Source organism: Achromobacter sp. JUb104 (assembly GCF_024806975.1).
Lineage (GTDB): Bacteria > Pseudomonadota > Gammaproteobacteria > Burkholderiales > Burkholderiaceae_B > Achromobacter > Achromobacter spanius.
On sequence record NZ_JANUEY010000002.1, the window covers coordinates 1152073 to 1169516 of the forward strand.

Here is a 17444-nt window from a genome sequence, read left to right on the forward strand (position 1 = left end):
TAAAAAGAATGACCCGCGATTCTATGCAGCGCGCTACCAAACTGGAAGCGATGAATATTCATATTGATATGAGCCAAATCGTATAAAGCGCCGCCCCATGACAAGCCCGCCTCATGCGGACACAATAGCGGCTGCCTTCAATTACACGCCTTGCGCCATGTCCACCAACAACGAACTCCACCCGCACGCGCGCGCGCTGCTTGCCGACCACTACGCCGCCATCGATGCCGACCTGCCCGCATTGCTGGACTTGCTGTTCGCGCGCAGCGCCGGCGAAGACTGGCACAAGGCCGGCACCTTCAAGCACCATCTGCTGGGCGTGTACCGCACGCTGGCGCTGTGGAACCAGCCGCGCGAAGTGCGGATGCTGGGCCTGTTCCACAGCGTCTACGGCAACGAATACGTGGACTTGACGCTGTTTGACCGCGAGCGTGAACGCTCGACGCTGCGCGAGGTGCTGGGCGAAGAAGCCGAAGCGTGGGTCAGCCTGTTCTGCGAGATGCCGCGCACGAAGTTCGTGCAGGCGGTGCTGGCGGGCCAAGGTGCGGGCAGCGACGGCATGACGCTTGAGGGCGCTAACGGGCAGGTCTTTACGTTGACGCCACGCCAGGTCGCCGCGTTCATCGTCGTGTCCGCCGCCGACATCGGCGAACAATGGCATAGCTGGCAAGACGAGATCTTCGCGGGCTATCCGCAGCAGCAGCGCCGCGATTTGAAAACGAACTGGGCGTCGTCGCTGTGGCCAGGTCCGCTGAAGCCGCCGTCGAACATTCTGTCGATGCTGTCGCACCTGTTGTCGCCCTTGTCGCGCATGCCCGCCGAGACAGGCATCCCCATTCCCCCGGCGTTCGACGCCTGCCGCGCCACGCTCAGCGCGCGCGACGAGGCGGCCGCCAGCGCGCTTTACTGGCAAGTCATCACGCGCATGCATCCGCTGACGGAAATGGACAGCGCGCGCCACCTGCTGGAAGCCGCCGTCGAACACAACCCCTGGGTGGGCGAGCCGCGCTTGCTGCTGGCGCAATTGGCGCTGACCGCGGGCGATTTCGATGCAGCCCAAGCGCATGCGGCAGCGGGCCTGGCGGCCTTGCAAGCCTGGGGCACGGCATGGGACAAGCGGATTGAGTGGGCGGGCTGGATGGCCTGGGCGCGCATCGAACTGCAAAACGCCCGCGCACGCCAATGGCCGGAGAATCTGGCCGCGCTGAATGGCCTGGGGCTGGTCGAGTAAACGCGCGCGGCCGCGATGCAAACAGCCCCGCATGCGGGGCTGCTTCATTTTTCACGCTACATGTTCACGCTAGATGTGCACGCTACATGTACACGCTACCGAGGCTCGTCGGCTACTTCATGCCTTCCCAGTGCGGGCCGGGCACGACGATGTCGAACAGCTCCAGCACGCGCGCCACGGTGTGGTCCACCATTTCTTCGATGCTTGCCGGGCGGTGATAAAACGCCGGCAGTGGCGGAAACACGATGCCGCCCATTTCGGTCACGGCGGTCATGTTGCGCAAGTGCGCCAGATTGAAGGGCGTTTCCCGCACCATCAGCACCAGGCGCCGGCGTTCCTTCAAGGTGACGTCGGCGGCGCGTGTGATGAGGTTATCTGACAGGCCATGCGCCACGGCCGCCAAGGTGCGCATCGAACACGGCACGATCACCATGCCCGCCGTCTGGAACGCGCCGCTGGCCAGCGTGGCGCCCACATCACGCACCGAATGCACGTGGTCGGCCAGCGCATAGATGTCGTGGCGGCTGACATCAAGCTCGTGCTTGATGTTCAACACGCCCGAGGCCGACACAATCAGATGAGTCTCGACATCGTCCACGCCGCGCAAGGCTTGCAGCATGCGCACCGCGTAGAGCGCGCCGGTGGCGCCCGTGATGCCGATGACAAGTCGCCGCATGGGCGACTTAAGCCGTGGCGCCGGATTGCTCCAGCAGCGTCTTCAGTTCGCCGGATTCATTCATCTCGTTCATGATGTCCGAGCCGCCGATGAATTCGCCCGCCACGTAAAGCTGCGGGATGGTGGGCCAGCTGGAGAATTCCTTGATGCCCTGGCGGACTTCGTCGTCTTCCAGCACGTTGACGGTAACCAGCTTCTTCACGCCACAGCCCTTCAGGATCTGAATGGCCTTGCCGGAAAAGCCGCATTGCGGGAATTGGGCAGTGCCCTTCATGAACAGCACGACGGGGTGCTGGGTCACGGTTTCGCGGATGAATTCTTGAACGTCGCTCATGGTGGTCTCTTGGACAGGCATAACGGAATACGCCAATTATAGGTACAGCGGAAAAAACGGCCGTAAATACCCGTAAAGCTGGGCGGATACCTGCCCCGCGCCGGGCTACTCGGGCGGGCTTTTCGCGGGTTTGCCGTAGTGGAAAACTGTAACAGCCGGGTCAACTGCCCGGGCGGTCAACGCCCCCCGGCCGGCCAGCGCCCGCCGGAAATTCTTTCAATGCCCGCCAGGTCGTGCCGGCTGTGCACCGATTCAAAGCCCGCCTCCGCCAGCAAGCCGCGTACCGCCTGCGCCTGATCCCAGCCATGCTCCATCCATAGCTGCGCGCCTGGCTTCAGGTGCGGGCCGGCGCCGGCCACGATGCGGCCCAGGTCTTCCAGCCCGCCCGCGCCATCGGTCAGCGCGCCGCGCGGTTCGAAGCGCAAGTCGCCCTGGTCCAGGTGCGGGTCGTTATTGGCTACGTAGGGCGGATTGGACACGATCAGGTCAAAGCCTTCGCCGGCCGGCACAGCGTCAAACCAGCTGCCTTCCACGAAACGCACCGAAGCGGTCAGATCCCAGGCGTTGGCCGCCGCCACCTTCAACGCGGCGGCACTGACGTCGGACGCCATCACGCGCGCGTCGCGGCGCGCCAGGGCGATCGATATCGCGATGGCGCCGCTGCCCGTACCCAGGTCCAGCACGGCCGGCCCCGCAATGCCCGCCACGCATTCCAGCGCGGTTTCCACCAGCACTTCGGTGTCGGGGCGCGGAATCAGCACGTCGGGCGTGACGCGAAACCGGTGGCCCATGAACTCGCGATGGCCCAGCAGATATGCCATGGGTTCGCCGGCCAGACGGCGCGCCAGCAAGACCTCGAACGCCGCCGCCACGTCAGGCTCAAGCGGATCGGTGTCATGCGCCAGCAGCCAGGCGCGCGGCTTTTGCAACACGTGCTCAAGCAGCATGCGCACTTCCAGGCGCGGCAGGCGGGTGTCCAGCAGCAGGCTTTTCAGCTGGGGCGTCGTCATGGCGCCACCTTAGATGTCGTCGCCCAGCGCCGCCAACTGCTCGGCCTGATGCTCGGCGATCAGCGCGCCGGTCAGCTCTTCCAGGTCGCCTTCCATGATCTGCTGCAACTTGTACAGCGTCAGGTTGATGCGGTGATCCGTCACGCGGCCCTGCGGGAAGTTATAGGTGCGGATGCGCTCGGAGCGGTCGCCCGTGCCGATCAGGCTCTTGCGCTCGGCCGCTTCCTTGCTTTGGCGCTCGCGCGTTTCCTTGTCTTTCAAGCGCGCGGCCAGCACCTGCATGGCCTTGTCCTTGTTGCGGTGCTGCGAGCGGTCGTCCTGGCATTCCACCACCAGCCCCGTCGGCAAGTGCGTGATGCGCACGGCGGAATCGGTCTTGTTGATGTGCTGGCCGCCCGCGCCGCTGGCACGGAACGTGTCGATGCGCAGGTCATTGGCGTTGATGACGATTTCCGACATCTCGTCGGCTTCGGCCATGACGGCCACGGTGCAGGCCGACGTGTGGATGCGACCCTGCGCTTCGGTGGCGGGCACGCGCTGCACGCGGTGCGCGCCGGACTCGAACTTCAAGCGGCCGTAGGCGCCGTCGCCGTCAATGCGGGCGATCACTTCCTTGTAGCCGCCCAGTTCCGAGGCGCTTTCCGACATCAGCTCGACGCGCCAACCGCGCGTTTCCGCATAGCGCGTGTACATGCGCAGCAGGTCGCCCGAGAACAGCGCGCTTTCATCGCCACCCGTGCCCGCGCGAATTTCCAGGAACACGCTGCGTCCGTCATTGGGGTCGCGCGGCAGCAGCAGCAATTGCAGCGCGCTCTCCAGGCTTTCCAGCTTGCCTCGGCCCGATTTGATCTCGTCTTCGGCCATGGCCTTCATTTCGGGGTCAGACAGCATTTCCTGCGCGGTCGCCAGGTCTTCCTCGGTGCGGGCGAAAGCGGTGAAGGCCTCGACCACGGGTTCCAGCTCGGCGCGTTCGCGCGAGAGCTTGCGGAAACGGTCCATATCGGACGCGGTTTCCGGTTGGGCGAGCAACGCGTCCACCTCGATCAGGCGGTTACACAGATGCTCCAGCCGGCTGCGCATGGAAGATTTCATGGGGAATGACCAAAGAGAAAACAGGAATAGCGGGCGCCCACAAAGACGAACGCCCGCCAGGAGGCGGGACGTGGGGCAGATTCGCTAACGGCGGGAGTCGCGGCCGGGGAACAGGCGCGGCATCCAGGCAAGCAGTTGCTTGCGGTCGTCGCCTTCGCTGCGGTTCAACGCCGCCAGCGGGCCGTGCAGGTATTTTTGCGTCAGCCCGTGCGCCAGTTGTTCCAGCACGGCTTCGGGCGATTCGCCACGCGCCAGCAGGCGGCGCGCGCGTTCGAGCTCGGCGGCGCGGACGTCTTCGGCGGCCTGGTGCAGGTCGCGGATGACGGGCACCACTTCGCGGGACTGCATCCAGTGCATGAAGCCCTGGACGCGGGTTTCGATAATGGCTTCCGCCTGCACCACGGCGGCGCGGCGCGCGTCGGTGCCAGTCTGCACCAGGCGGCCCAGGTCATCCACCGAATACAGGTAGACGTCGTCCAGGCGGCCGACTTCAGGTTCGATGTCGCGCGGCACGGCCAGATCAATCATGACCATCGGGCGGTGGCGGCGCAGGCGCGTGGCCCGTTCCACCATCCCCAAGCCGAGGATGGGCAGGGAGCTTGCCGTACAGGACACGATGACGTCGAATTCCGACAGGCGGTCGGTCAGGTCGGACAGCTTCATGGTGCTGGCCGAAAAACGGTTGGCCAGGATTTCGGCGCGCTCGGCCGTGCGGTTGGCCACAACCATGCTGCGCGGGCGTTGCGCGGCAAAGTGGGTGGCGCACAGTTCAATCATTTCGCCCGCGCCGATGAACAGCGTGCGGGCCTGGTCCAGGTTGCCGAACACGCGTTCGGCCAGGCGGACGGCGGCGGCGGCCATGGACACCGACTGCGCGCCGATGGCGGTTTGCGACCGCACTTCCTTGGCCACCGAGAACGTGCGCTGGAACATCTGGTGCAGCAAGGTGCCCAGCGAGCCGGCTTCGCCGGCGGCGCGCACGGCGTCTTTCATCTGACCGACGATCTGGGTTTCACCCAGCACCATGGAATCCAGCCCGCTGGCCACGCGGAAAGCGTGACGCACGGCGTCGTCTTGGTGATGGCGGTACAGGTGCGGGCGCAGCGTGCCGGCGTCCAGGCGGTTGTGTTCAGCCAGCCAGGCGGGCAGTTGATCGGCAACGTGGCCGTCAGCGGCGCAATAGATCTCGGTGCGGTTACAGGTGGACAGGATGGCGGCTTCGCGGACGGAACCGCCGAATGCCGAACGCAGGCCTTCCAGCGCGGGCTTGACCAGATCGACGGGCATGGACACGCGCTCGCGAACCGAAACCGGCGCGGACGTGTGGTTCAGACCGAAGGCAAGGACAGCTACCGACATGTGGGATGCGTAAAAGACTGCCACGAAATAACTGGAAGATTATACCCCTGCGGGTTATCCCCAGCGCAGTTCCGCCCCCAGCCGCGACGCTGCGTCGCACCTATCCGTGCCATTCACCCAACAGTCAGGGCGGAAACCGGGGCGGAAAAATTGTTGGCGAATTGCCCCGCCTTGCTGGCGTGGCCCCAAAAAATTGTGTATAGTTGCGGACTTCGTTGGCCTGGTAGCTCAGTCGGTAGAGCAGAGGATTGAAAATCCTTGTGTCGGTGGTTCGATTCCGCCCCAGGCCACCAAAAGAATTATTGGGATTGCGGTAGCAATATCAAGTCCCAAAAAAAGCCCAGCCGCCGCGCTGGGCTTTTTGCACCGTGTACGTGTTGGCCTGGTAGCTCAGTCGGTAGAGCAGAGGATTGAAAATCCTTGTGTCGGTGGTTCGATTCCGCCCCAGGCCACCAAAAGATTCAAGCATTGAGCCCCGCCTTGGCGGGGCTTTTTGCTTTGGTGCGAAGGAGTTTCTCTCATTGACGTTCAGCGCGTGCTTACTGCGGCCGGCCGTCGTCAATCCAGGCTTGCGTCACGCTCAGCGTGAGCCGGTAGCGCGCGTAGTTGAACACTTCGAGCTTCTTCAGGTCATCCAGCAGCATTGCCTGAAAGCCAGGCGCCGCGCTCTCAGTGAGGCCGAGTGCTTCAACGGCGGCCTGCACTGACATCCTGTCCCGGACTACCAGGCCGATGGCGTCATTCAGGCTCTCGCGGTAACGCAGTCGCAGCGGGTTCGGTTTGCCCCGCGATTCCATCACCACGGCATATTTCTTCTGCGAGCGGCGGTACGTCCAGGCAAACAGCTCCACCGCGAGCGCGACATCCAGGAACTCGTACACACCCAGCATCGCACGCGCGTAATCGTGCGGGTCGACGTCCAGGAACGAGAGCGGCGAGCAGTTGTATAGCATCAGCGGAATGTTCGCTGCCAGCCGGCCGGTGCGCTTGTTGCCATCCTCGAACGGCTGCAGGTATGCCAGGTTGACCCAGAGGAAGAAGGCTGCCTCGACCGGGTTCTTGATGTGCCTGGCCTTGTGCAGGATAGCCTCCAACATTTCCTCGAGAATTGCCGGCACCTGGGTTGGCACATAGACGGTGTCGCTGATGTTGACCACTTTCTGTCGGATAGCCCCGAGCCCGTTGCTGTCAGCAAGCAGGTCCTGCATGAGCACTGCGTGCAGATTTCTGACGACCGCAGTCGAGAGGCCCTGAAGCGGAACCGCTTCCACGAGGAACTCGATAGCTGCCTTGTGATTGAGCAGCATCACCGCGTTCGCATCATCGCCGGCGGTCCCTTTCTTGAACAGTTCCTCGGTAGCCAGCATGGTATAGGGGTTGCCTTCCAGTCGAGAGGACGACCAGGACAAGTCAATAAGCAGTTGCTCCAATACCTCGCGAGCGTAGGTTCCAGCCGGCAGTTGCTCTTTCATGCTCCCTGAGCGATACAACTCTTCAGCTAGGGATTTCGGCACCAACCAGCTCTCGTTGGGCACGTAGCTATCGACAAACTCGCGCCGGTACGTCACCGGGTCGCGCGCGGCGAGGGGCACGTCGAGTTTCTTGTTCAACTCAACCGCGGCAGCCGACCAAGTCGGATGCAGGCGAGCCTCAAGTTCGGGCGGTAGCTCGGTGATGGCCGGCTTTTCGGTAGACGCTGCGTCCGTTAGCCGATAGCGGGTTGCCCGCGCTTGGCCGCTGCGTGTGAGTTGTCCACCAGCGCACAGCGCATCGAGATGTCGCCGCACGGTGGCCGAGCTGCCTTGCGTAGCAAAGATGATGTCGGTGGAGGAAACCTCCTGCTGCCCGGCCGCAGCCAAGTGCCGGATAGCATCCAGGACTGATTTCGGGGTCACTTTGCTCATGATATCTGCTCAGTATCTGCTCAATAATGAGCAGATACTACTGCACTGAGCAGATAGCTCCAGATTTTGAGCAAATACTGGGTCTATGAGCAGATGCGGTGCGAATCGGCAAACGGGCTGCTCGCTGGCCGGCGGCGCATCGCTTGCAAAATATTACAGACCCGCGAAATAGCCCGGGCCGAGATCTACAATCGTCGCTATGAAACCCGCCGACAATCTTCGCTTCGCTCTCCGCGACCGCATCAATGGCGTTGATGTGGGGCCGAAGGCTGTTCCGCTCAGTTTGCTTGGCGAATTTCAGAAAGAGGTCAGCGACTTCCTGCAAGGATCAACCCGAGAGGTCAACCCTGCCGAAGTGCTGGTGTCGATAGAAGAAGGGTCTCTGGTTTTCGTCGCCGAGGGGTTGTTGGCGGCTTCGATGCTCTGGGCGGATATGGAACGTCTGGCCGCGCCAGATTCTCTCAACGCCATCGACCCCAGGCGAGCTGCCGTCATTGAGCGTTGGCAAGCTCAGGCCCGTAACAACCCTCATCGCGTTTACGCGCTTGAGGACACCGCCCGGCGCCCTCTCACGATCATCAATGCCCAATCAGACTTCAAACAATCGATCGATATCTGGGTAACGGTTGAAAAATACCTGCACGGAAAAATCGTGGACTGGGGCGGCAAGACCAAGGCAAATGTTCATCTTGTGCTTGAAAACGGCAAGTCGCTAACGGTTTCCGCTACTCAACAGTTGCTCGCACAAGAGAGCGAAAACCGTCTCTATCGTCCGGCCTTGCTGCACGTGACGGCTGAAGAGAATTTGCGCACGGGCGAACTGCGCAATTTGAATCTGCGTTCGTTCGAGGTGCACCACCCTGCCTACGACGAAGACGAATTCCAGCAGATAGTACGCAAAGGCACCGCCGCCTGGGCGGACGTACCCGACGCCACGCGATGGGTCGACTCACTGCGGGGCGACAACTCATGACGGTATGACCCCGCGGCCTTCCGACTGGACGGCCAGCAGGGATTCGACCTAAGCGACGAACCCTAGAGCGGGTTAACATTGCCTCTGCTCCGGGGTGCACGCCAGTGCTGAGAATCAAACCCGCGAACTTGACCCGGTTCATGCCGGCGTAAGAAGAGCATTCGCCCTGCCGCGCCTTTGCGCCGCTTGTGCGGGCGGGCTTCGGAGCTTCCCTGTATTGGAATCAACGAACGCCCATGAACAACGCCGCCCCGCCCGTCGCGGAACTCCTTGAATTCATTGCCCAGGACGGCTGCACCGACGCGCAGTTTGATCAGCTCGCGCTGCGGCTGTTTGCGTATCAGTACAGCGCCAACGCCGCCTACCGCAGCTTCTGCCAGCGCCGAGGCACCACGGTGCGCAATGTGAAGACCTGGAGCGATATTCCCGCCGTGCCCATCGACGCCTTCAAGGCGATGGAACTGCGCTGTGAACCCGCCCGCCCCGACGAGCGCGTCTTCATGACCAGCGGCACGACGCGCGCCGATATGCGCGGACGCCACTTCCACCCGCACCTGGACGTCTACGACCTGTCCATGACGCGCAACTTCGCCGTCCGCGTCATGCGGGGCACGCCGCGCTTGCCCATGGGCATCTTGTTCCCGGACGAAGCGGCCATGCCGAATTCGTCGCTGGCGCATTATCTGGCGCTGGCCAAGACCGCGTTTGGCACCGACGACAGCCGCTACTTCATGTCGCCGCAGGGGATTGATCTTGATGGCTTGTGGCGCCGCCTGGAAACCGCCGAGCGCGATGGCGAGCCCTATGCCCTGCTGGGCGCCAGCTTCAGCTTCGTGCATGTGATCGATGCGCTGCGCAAGGCAGGCCGAACGTTCCGCCTGCCGCCGGGCAGCCGCATCCTGGATACCGGCGGCTACAAGGGCCAGTCGCGGGAATTGCCGCTGGACACGTTCTATTCCGAACTATCGGACCTGCTGGGCGTGCCGCGCGCGCTGTGCATCAACATGTACGGCATGACCGAACTCAGCACCCAGTTTTATGACGACGGCAACGCCACGGTCCCGTCCGTGAAATCGGGGCCGCACTGGATCCGTTCGCGCCTGGTGGACCCCGCCACGGGGCGCACGGTGCCGGCCGGCGAACGCGGCATCCTGGCGCACTGCGACCTGGGCAACTTCAATTCCGTCAGCACCATCCTCACCGAAGACGTGGGCGAACCCGCCGACGGCGGCTTCCTGCTGCTGGGCCGCGCCGAAGGCGCGCAGGCCAAGGGCTGCTCGCTGGCGGTCGAAGAATTCATTCAGTCGACGCGGCCATGAACGTGCAACGGATCGAAGCAGGCTATCTGCCGGGGCTGGCTTCGGCCGATGTCCAATGGCAGACGCTGCCCTTCGAGCAGGACGGCCGGCGCGTGGATGTCGCCGTGCCGGTGCTGACCGCCTTGCAGATGCAGGCGCTGGCCCAGCGCGTCCAACAGGCCAGCGCGCGGCATCTGAAGACGATGACGGTGTCGGAAATCATCGACGTCATCGACCGCGCCATCGCCCGACTGCTGGACCCCAGCGACCCGTACCGCCGGCAAGCCGACGCGCTGCTGCCGATTGTCAGCGGCTACGACGCGCAGATGGTGCGGCTGGGTCTCACCGGCTTTTTCAAGACGTTCCGCGCGCCGCAACTGCACCGCTTTGTGGCCGAGGACTTCGCCAACCCCAAGGTGCTGGACGGCTTTCAACCGACACCCAAGGGCGGCGCGGTGCGCGCCTACGGCCCGCAATTGCTGGTGCATAGCTGGGCGGGCAACGTGCCCGCGCTGGCGTTATGGAGCCTGGTTTGCGGGTTGCTCGTGAAGGCGGGCAATATCGGCAAGCTGCCCAGCGCCGAGCCGCTGTTTGCCGGCTGGTTCGCGCGCCTGCTGGCCGAGGTGCATCCGCCGCTGGCCGACTGCCTGGCCGTGGTCTGGTGGCGCGGCGCGGGGGATGAAGACGCCGCCGCGCTCTACGCGCAGGCGGACACGGTGGTGGCTTACGGCGGCAACGACGCGCTGCACGCCATCCAGCGCCGCCTGCCGGTCACGGCGCGCTTTCTAGCGCACGGCCACAAGCTGGGCTTTGGCGTGGTCAGCGCCGCCGCGTTGGATGCGCAGAAGGCGCCCGCCCTGGCGCGCCGCGCGGCCTGGGATGTGATGCGTTACGACCAGCAGGGCTGTTATTCCCCGCAGGTTTTCTACGTGCAGCGCGGCGGCCAGGTTTCACCGCGCGACTTCGCCGCCTATCTGGCGGGCGAGCTCTCGAATCTGCAACAGCGCTTTCCGCGCCGCGCGCTGGACCTGGCGGAATCCGCCGCGATTGCCAAGTGGCGGCAGAGCATCGAATGGCAGTTGCCGGCCGACGGCGCCGATGCGCTGATCGGCGACCCCGACGCGACATGGAGCGTCTTGTACACCGATGCCGCCGCGCCGCTTGCGCCCACGGCCTTGCAACGCAGCATCGTGGTGGCCGGCGTCGACACGCTGGATGACGTGGCGCCGTTGGTGGCCGCGCACAGCCGCTATCTGCAAACGGTGGGCGTGGCCGCCTCGCCCGAAGAGCTCTACCGTCTGGCCGATCAACTGGGCGCGGCGGGCGTCACCCGCATCAGTGCCATCGGCGCGATGAGCGTGCCCGAAGCCGGCTGGCATCACGACGGTCGCTTCAACCTGCTGGATCTGGTTCGCATGACGGAGATCGAGCATTCCGCCGAAGCCGCCGCCGACCCTTACGCGTCGTACGAACCATGATTGCCGATCCGTCCCGGCCCTTTCTTCACATCGAAGGGGCGGTCTACACCTACCCCGGTCGCGCGCCCATCGTGAACGGCATCGACTGGCGCCTGCAAGCCGGCGGCTTTCATTGCCTGGTTGGCCGCAGCGGCTGCGGCAAGACAACGCTGCTGAAACTTGCCGCGGGCCTGCTCACGCCGCAGTCCGGCCGCGTCGTGCTGCAAGACGGCACGCCCGCCGCGCCCGGCCCGAAACTGGGTTATGTGTTTCAAGCGCCTACGCTGCTGGAATGGCAACGCGTGATCGATAACGTGCTGCTGCCCGTGTCGCTGCAACGCCGACCGCTGCCGGAAGACCTGGAGCGCGCGCACGGCCTGCTCGCCATGCTGGGGCTTTCTGACCACGCCCAACACTATCCCCGCCAACTGTCTGGCGGCCAGCAAAGCCGCGTGGCGCTGGCGCGGGCGTTGATTCTTGAACCGGCCTTGCTGTTGCTGGACGAACCTTTCGCCGCGCTGGACGCCATCACGCGCGGCGAGCTGCAAGACGACCTGCTGCGCATGTGCCGCCTGCGTAATACCACCGTGCTGTTCGTCACCCACGACATCAGCGAAGCCGTCTACCTGGGCGACCGCGTGGCCGTCATGCATCACGGCCGCATGCTGGCCGACCTGCCCGTGGACCTGCCCGCGCCACGCACGCAAGCCATGCGCCATGGCGCGGCGTTCAATGCGGCCTGCGCCCAAGTATTCGAGTTCATGAACGGGGCGCGTCCATGAAGCCGACCGCCATCAAAGCGGCATCCCAAGCCGCCGATAACGCCGCTGCTAAAGCCGCCGACCCAGCCATCCCCCAGGCCGCGCCCCAAGCCACGATCAAGCCCCGCCTGCTTGCCCTGGCCCTGTTGGTCTTGCTGCTGGCCGTCTGGGAAATCACCGTGCGGCAGGTGGGGATTTCGGCACTGGTGCTGCCCGCCCCCTCGGCCGTGGCGAAAACGTTGTGGACCAGTCTTGCCACCGGCTACCTCTGGCCGCACATCGGCGCAACGCTTGCCGAGATGCTGCTGGGCCTGGCGATCGGCGGCGCGGCGGGGCTGGGCATCGGCGTGGCGCTGGCGGAATCCGCCTTGCTGGACCGCGTGCTCAAGCCCTATGTCATCGTCAGCCAGGTGGTCCCCAAGCTGGCGCTCGCGCCGCTGTTCGTGCTGTGGTTCGGCTTCGGCATGGCGCCCACCGTGGTCATGACGGCGCTGATCTGCTTTTTCCCCTTGATGGAGAACACCCTGACCGCCCTACGGCAGGTCGACCCGAACCGGCTGCAACTGTTCCGCATGCTGGGCGCGTCACGCACGCAGACCTTGTTGCGACTGAAGCTGCCCGCCGGCCTGCCCGGCATTCTGGCCGGGCTGCGCGTGGCGCTGGTGCTGGCGCTGGTGGGCGCCGTGGTGGGCGAATTCATCGGCGCCAGCCGGGGGCTGGGCGCGGTCATCATCGCCGCGCAAGGCATGATGGACACGCCCCTGATGTTCGCCGCGCTGACCGCCATCGCCGTCATCGGGCTGCTGGGCTATCAGGCCACGCTGCTGCTGGAACGGCGCCTGCTGCGCCCCTATGCCGATCAATCATGACTATCTTCGAGACCCCTTCCATGCCTCCCCATCCGACCCGCCGCGCACTGTTGACGGCCGCCGCAAGCCTTGCCGCCGTGTCACTGGCGCCGCTAGCCGCTCGCGCCCAGGGCGCGCAGAGCGTCGCATCCGGCAAGGTCACCCTGGCCGGCTGGAGCAAGCCCATCAGCGAAATCACCAACCTGCTGGCCGAACCCGACAAGGGCTTCTTCAAGGCGCAGGGCGTGGAACTGGTTTACCTGCCCGGCGCGGGCGGCGGTGACGCCATCCGCAACATCCTCAGCGGCCAGGCCGACGTGGCCTTCACCGACCCCGGTTCGTTCTTCATGGCCTTGGACAAAGGCGAGAAGCTGCGCGCCATCTACGACATCTATCCGCAGAACGTGTTCAACGTGGTGTCGCTGAAGTCGGCCAACATCACGCGGCCCGCCGACCTGAAGGGCAAGCGCATCGGCGTCTACAGCCTGGCCAGCGGCACGCGCCAGAACCTGTTGGTGATGCTGCATCAGGCGGGCCTGACCGAAGCCGATGTGGAAATCGTGGTGACCGGCGTGCTGAACTTCGCGCCGCTACTGCAAGGCCAGGTGGACGCCACGGCCGCCACCGACACCGGCTTGCTGGTTGGGCGGCGGCGCGGCCTGGGCGAGGTCAACGTCATGGAAGTGCGCGACACGCTCAACGTGTCCAGCGACCTGTTCGTGGTGCGCGAAGCGGTCTATCAACAAAAGCAGCCGCTGCTGCGGGCGTTTTTGAAGGCGTATCGTGACAGCGCCGCATGGATGATCGCCCAGCCCGAAGAAGCCGCCACCCTGGCCGGCAAACGCGCCATCGACGGCACCGACCGCGCCATCAGCCTGGAAGTGATCCGGCTGCGCAATGCGGCCTCGACCGCCGCCGGCCGCCCGCTGGGCACGTTCGATCTGGACTCGCTGCAAAAGGCGGCCGACGCCTACCGCGCGCTGGGCCTGATCGACAAGCCCATCGACATCGCAGCCGTGGTCGACACCGGCCTGCTGCCGGGAGACTGACATGGACACCCCAAAGAAATTCGCAGGCAAGGTCGTGCTGGTAACGGGCGCCAGCCGAGGCATCGGCGCCGAGATCGCGCGCGGTTTCGCGCGCGAAGGCGCGACGGTGGTCGTCAACTATCTAAGCAATGCCGATGCGGCCGAGGCCGTGGTGGCGCAATGCCAAGCGGCGGGCGGTGACGCCTGGGCCGTGCAAGCCGATGTGGGCTCGTCGGACGCCGTGCGCGCCATGGTGGACGGCATTGTGCAGGACGCCGGCCGGCTGGACGTGGTGGTCAACAACGCCTTTCGGCCATACGCTTTCGACCCCCGCCAGCGGACCGCCTTCGACGCCCTGTCGTGGCAGCAGTACCAGTCGCAGTTCGATGGCTCGGTGGGCGCCGCGTTCAACGTCTGCCACGCCGCGCTGCCGCATTTCAAGCAGCGCGCCCAGGGCTGCATCGTCAACATCGCCAGCAACCTGGTCGAGCACCCCGTCGTGCCGTATCACGACTACACCACCGCCAAGGCCGCGCTGGTGGCGTTCAGCCGCAACCTGGCGGCGGAACTGGGCCCCTACGGCATCCGGGTCAATTGCGTGGCGCCCGGCCTGGTCTACCCCACCGAAGCCAGCGGCAGCACTCAGGAGTCGTTCCGCGACGCCTTGATTGCCGCGACGCCGCTGCGGCGCATCGCCCGGCCCGAGGACGTAGCCGGCCCGGTACTGTTCCTGGCGTCCGACTGGAGCGGCTTCATGACCGGGCAGGTGCTGTTCGTGGACGGCGGACTGGTGATGCGCTAGAGTGGCTTAGCCCCCGGTTCGCAGCACCCCACGGAGCCGCCCCATGCGCGTCCGAGCACGACTGTTTACCTGCCTGTTCGGATTGCTCCTTGGCCTGCTGAGCCTGACCCAGGCTCGCCTTGCGCTGGCCGACCCGCCCGCCGCCACACCCCCCGCCCTACCCGCAGCACCCGCCGCCATTCAGATGGGCGACATTCCGCTGCGCGCCGACAGCGACATGCGCTACGCCGAAGCCGTGTTGCAACGCGTCGCCACCACCGACCCCGACACCGCGCTCGGCCCGGCATTGGAAGCGATCACCAAATCCACCGACGAAAAGCTCTACGAATTCCAGCCGGCCCAACTGCGCACCCTGCCCATCATGAGGGTCGAAAGCCTGGAACGGCATTGGGTCTTTGACGCGCACCGGCTGGCGCGCTGGCAGGCGGATCTGCGCCAGGCCACCGCCTGGTACGCCAGCGACGCGGCCGAACTGCTGCGTCGCCGCGACGCCTGGCAGGCCATCAAGAATTCGGCCTCGGCCGCCAGCCTGCCGCCCGCGCTGGCCGACCGCGTGGATGCCGTGCTGGCGCAACTGACCGCGGCCGCACAGGCGCTGTCCGGCCCGCTGTCGCGACAGGCCGGCCTTGAACAACGGGCCAACGCCGTCGAAGAACGCATCAAGGCGGGACACCGCGCAGTGGCCGAAGCCATCAACGATATCGACGCGCGCCTGATGCGGGTGGATTCCCCGCCGCTTTGGGATCTGGGCAAGACGCAAGACACCAGCCAAGACACCATGGCCTTGCTGCGCACCGGCATCGACATCGAAGCCCGCTTCGCGCGCGACTACAGCGGCACCGGCAGCGGCAACCAACGCGCGCTGCATGTGATTCAGATCGTGCTGCTGGTGTTCCTGCTGTGGCTGGCCAGAAAGAGCCGCGACGCCATTCGCGCAGGCGTCATGAGCGAAACCGCGGCGGGCGTGCTGGGCCGCCCCTTGTCCACCTGGCTGCTGCTGTCGATGGTGGCGGTGCTGGCGTTGGAGCCCGACGCGCCACTGATGGTGCAGCAAGTGGCGCTGGTGCTGGCGGCGGTGCCGGTGCTGCGTCTGCTGCCGCCCTCGGCGCGCCGGCAACTGGATCTATGGCCCTATGTAATCACCGCCCTGTTCCTGGCGGAGCGGCTGGGCTTTCTGTTCCTGGCCAACACCTTGTTCTACCGCGTGTCCACCGTGGCGCTGACCGTGGTGGCGCTGTCCGCCATCCTGTGGCTGCTGCGCCGTGGCCGGCGCCCCGCGTCGTCCCCCGCCCCCACCCGCCTGGCGGGCACACTGCGCGGCATTGCCTGGGTTGCGGTTGGGTTGCTATGTGTGTCGCTGGCAGCCAACCTGGTCGGCAATGTCTCGCTGGCGGAAATGCTGACCAGCGCGGTCATCGGTTGCGGCTACTTCGGGCTGGTGCTCTACGCCGGCGTCACCGTCATCATCACCCTGGTGCAAGTGATGTTGGCGCGCCAAGGCATTGCGCGCTTCCGGCTGGCGCGCGAACATGCGCCGCCGCTGGTGCAGTTGCTGATCCGCCTCTTGACCGTTGCCGCCGTCGTGGGCTGGGCGGTCTACGCGATGGACCGCTTCCGCATCCTGCGCGCCACCTATGCGTTCACCGTGCAGGTGCTGTCCTACACCCTGACCGTGGGCGAAGTGTCCATCAGCCTGGGCAACGTGCTGCTCTTCCTGATTTCGGTAGTGATTGCGTTCTGGGCCGCGCGCACCATCCGCCTGATCCTGCGCGACGAGGTGCTGACCCGCATGGCGCTGCCGCGCGGCGTAGGCAACAGCATCGCATCGCTGTCGTACTACCTGGTGCTGCTGCTGGGCCTGGGCATCGCGCTGTCGGCGGCGGGCTTTCAGACCAGTCAGTTGACCATCGTGTTCGGCGCGCTGGGCGTGGGCATCGGCTTCGGCCTGCAAGGGGTCGTGAACAACTTCGTGTCGGGCCTGATCCTGATGTTTGAACGGCCGATACAGCCGGGCGATGTGGTGGAAATCAGCGGCACGTCCGGGCAGGTGCGCGACATCGGCATGCGCGCCACCCGCATCAAGACCTTCGAAGGCGCCGATGTGATCGTGCCCAACGGCACGCTGCTGTCCGACAAGCTCACCAACTGGACCCTGCTGGACCGCAGCCGCCGCATCGAAGTCAGTATCGGCCTGGCCTACGGCACCGAGCCCAACCGGGCAATTGAACTGCTGGACGCCGTGGCCCGCGACACGCCCGGCGTCGTCACCGAACCGGCGCCCACGGTGCTGTTCATGGGCTTTGGCGCCAGCACGCTGGATTTCAGCGTCCGCGCCTGGACCCATGACTTCGACCGCTGGATCAACATCCGCAGCGACATGATGACGCGCATCGTTGACGCGCTGCGGCAGGCTGATATCGAGATCGCGTTTCCGCAACGTGATCTGCACTTGCGCAGCGTGTCGGATGAAGCGGGCGCGGCGTTGGACGCCGTATTGAGCGGCGCGCGCAAGCCCCAAGCGCCCGCGTCCAACGCCCCCTTGGCGCCCGACACGCAGCCGCGCTAGGCCGGCATCATTTCATGCTGACCGCCCCACCGATGACGCCGATCGCGACTATGTAGGATGGGTGGAGCGCGCCAGATTGAAGGCAAGAACCCCGCTGCCCATCGC

At 65.3% G+C, this 17444-nt stretch carries 15 protein-coding genes, 2 tRNA genes and 1 riboswitch; of the genes, 11 read left to right on the forward strand and 6 right to left on the reverse strand.

Translation table 11 applies throughout. The features are described from left to right. Positions 1 to 157: 157 nt before the first annotated feature. Positions 158 to 1231 carry a DUF6817 domain-containing protein gene (locus M2361_RS17030; RefSeq protein ID WP_259250797.1) on the forward strand — a complete coding sequence of 358 codons (1074 nt, stop codon included), beginning with the start codon at positions 158 to 160 and terminating at the stop codon, positions 1229 to 1231. A 112-nt stretch (positions 1232 to 1343) separates the two neighbouring features. On the opposite strand, the gene M2361_RS17035 is transcribed toward M2361_RS17030, so the two are convergent. The 5 genes from M2361_RS17035 to hemA all read right to left on the reverse strand — a co-directional run bounded on the left by M2361_RS17035 (position 1344) and on the right by hemA (position 5702). Then, positions 1344 to 1907: a UbiX family flavin prenyltransferase gene (locus M2361_RS17035; protein ID WP_259250798.1), complete on the reverse strand. Its 564-nt coding sequence runs from the start codon at positions 1905 to 1907 to the stop codon at positions 1344 to 1346. A gap of 7 nt (positions 1908 to 1914) precedes the next feature. Continuing rightward, positions 1915 to 2241 (reverse strand): Grx4 family monothiol glutaredoxin, encoded by a 327-nt coding sequence (grxD, locus tag M2361_RS17040; protein WP_006227137.1) that lies wholly within the window; start codon positions 2239 to 2241, stop codon positions 1915 to 1917. A gap of 176 nt (positions 2242 to 2417) precedes the next feature. Then, positions 2418 to 3251: a peptide chain release factor N(5)-glutamine methyltransferase gene (gene prmC / locus M2361_RS17045; RefSeq protein ID WP_259250802.1), complete on the reverse strand. Its 834-nt coding sequence runs from the start codon at positions 3249 to 3251 to the stop codon at positions 2418 to 2420. A 9-nt stretch (positions 3252 to 3260) separates the two neighbouring features. After that, a complete protein-coding gene (prfA, locus tag M2361_RS17050) occupies positions 3261 to 4343 on the reverse strand; it encodes a peptide chain release factor 1 (protein WP_100854154.1) in 1083 nt (360 codons plus the stop codon). 84 nt (positions 4344 to 4427) lie between these two features. Beyond that, a complete protein-coding gene (hemA, locus tag M2361_RS17055; RefSeq protein ID WP_046803238.1) occupies positions 4428 to 5702 on the reverse strand; it encodes a glutamyl-tRNA reductase in 1275 nt (424 codons plus the stop codon). 217 nt (positions 5703 to 5919) lie between these two features. Here hemA and M2361_RS17060 point away from each other — a divergent pair. Continuing rightward, positions 5920 to 5995: transfer RNA gene (locus M2361_RS17060), tRNA-Phe, on the forward strand. A gap of 86 nt (positions 5996 to 6081) precedes the next feature. Next, a tRNA-Phe gene (locus M2361_RS17065) sits at positions 6082 to 6157 on the forward strand. Positions 6158 to 6241: 84 nt separating this feature from the next. Here the strand turns inward: M2361_RS17065 and M2361_RS17070 are convergent. Continuing rightward, positions 6242 to 7606 carry a Fic family protein gene (locus M2361_RS17070; protein WP_259250803.1) on the reverse strand — a complete coding sequence of 455 codons (1365 nt, stop codon included), beginning with the start codon at positions 7604 to 7606 and terminating at the stop codon, positions 6242 to 6244. A 199-nt stretch (positions 7607 to 7805) separates the two neighbouring features. Between M2361_RS17070 and M2361_RS17075 the strand changes: the two genes are divergently transcribed. From M2361_RS17075 to M2361_RS17110, 8 genes are all read left to right on the forward strand, one after another. Further along, positions 7806 to 8579: a hypothetical protein gene (locus tag M2361_RS17075; protein WP_259250805.1), complete on the forward strand. Its 774-nt coding sequence runs from the start codon at positions 7806 to 7808 to the stop codon at positions 8577 to 8579. A gap of 80 nt (positions 8580 to 8659) precedes the next feature. Further along, positions 8660 to 8751, forward strand: a riboswitch (TPP riboswitch). 64 nt (positions 8752 to 8815) lie between these two features. Further along, a complete protein-coding gene (locus M2361_RS17080; RefSeq protein ID WP_259250807.1) occupies positions 8816 to 9898 on the forward strand; it encodes a long-chain fatty acid--CoA ligase in 1083 nt (360 codons plus the stop codon). Beyond that, the gene (locus tag M2361_RS17085; protein ID WP_259250809.1) at positions 9895 to 11355 is read left to right on the forward strand and encodes an acyl-CoA reductase; all 1461 of its coding nucleotides are present in this window, start codon (positions 9895 to 9897) and stop codon (positions 11353 to 11355) included. Before M2361_RS17080 ends, M2361_RS17085 begins: the two co-directional genes overlap by 4 nt. Then, complete coding sequence (locus tag M2361_RS17090; protein WP_259250810.1) at positions 11352 to 12116, forward strand: ABC transporter ATP-binding protein; 765 nt, start codon at positions 11352 to 11354, stop codon at positions 12114 to 12116. Before M2361_RS17085 ends, M2361_RS17090 begins: the two co-directional genes overlap by 4 nt. After that, entirely contained in the window at positions 12113 to 12964 is an 852-nt protein-coding gene (locus M2361_RS17095) for an ABC transporter permease (RefSeq protein WP_259250815.1), read from the forward strand. Before M2361_RS17090 ends, M2361_RS17095 begins: the two co-directional genes overlap by 4 nt. A 20-nt stretch (positions 12965 to 12984) precedes the next feature. Further along, a complete protein-coding gene (locus tag M2361_RS17100) occupies positions 12985 to 13992 on the forward strand; it encodes an ABC transporter substrate-binding protein (protein WP_259250816.1) in 1008 nt (335 codons plus the stop codon). A gap of 1 nt (position 13993) precedes the next feature. Next, entirely contained in the window at positions 13994 to 14773 is a 780-nt protein-coding gene (locus tag M2361_RS17105) for a 3-oxoacyl-ACP reductase (RefSeq protein WP_259250817.1), read from the forward strand. 43 nt (positions 14774 to 14816) lie between these two features. After that, entirely contained in the window at positions 14817 to 17339 is a 2523-nt protein-coding gene (locus M2361_RS17110) for a mechanosensitive ion channel domain-containing protein (protein WP_259250818.1), read from the forward strand. Positions 17340 to 17444 lie beyond the last annotated feature (105 nt).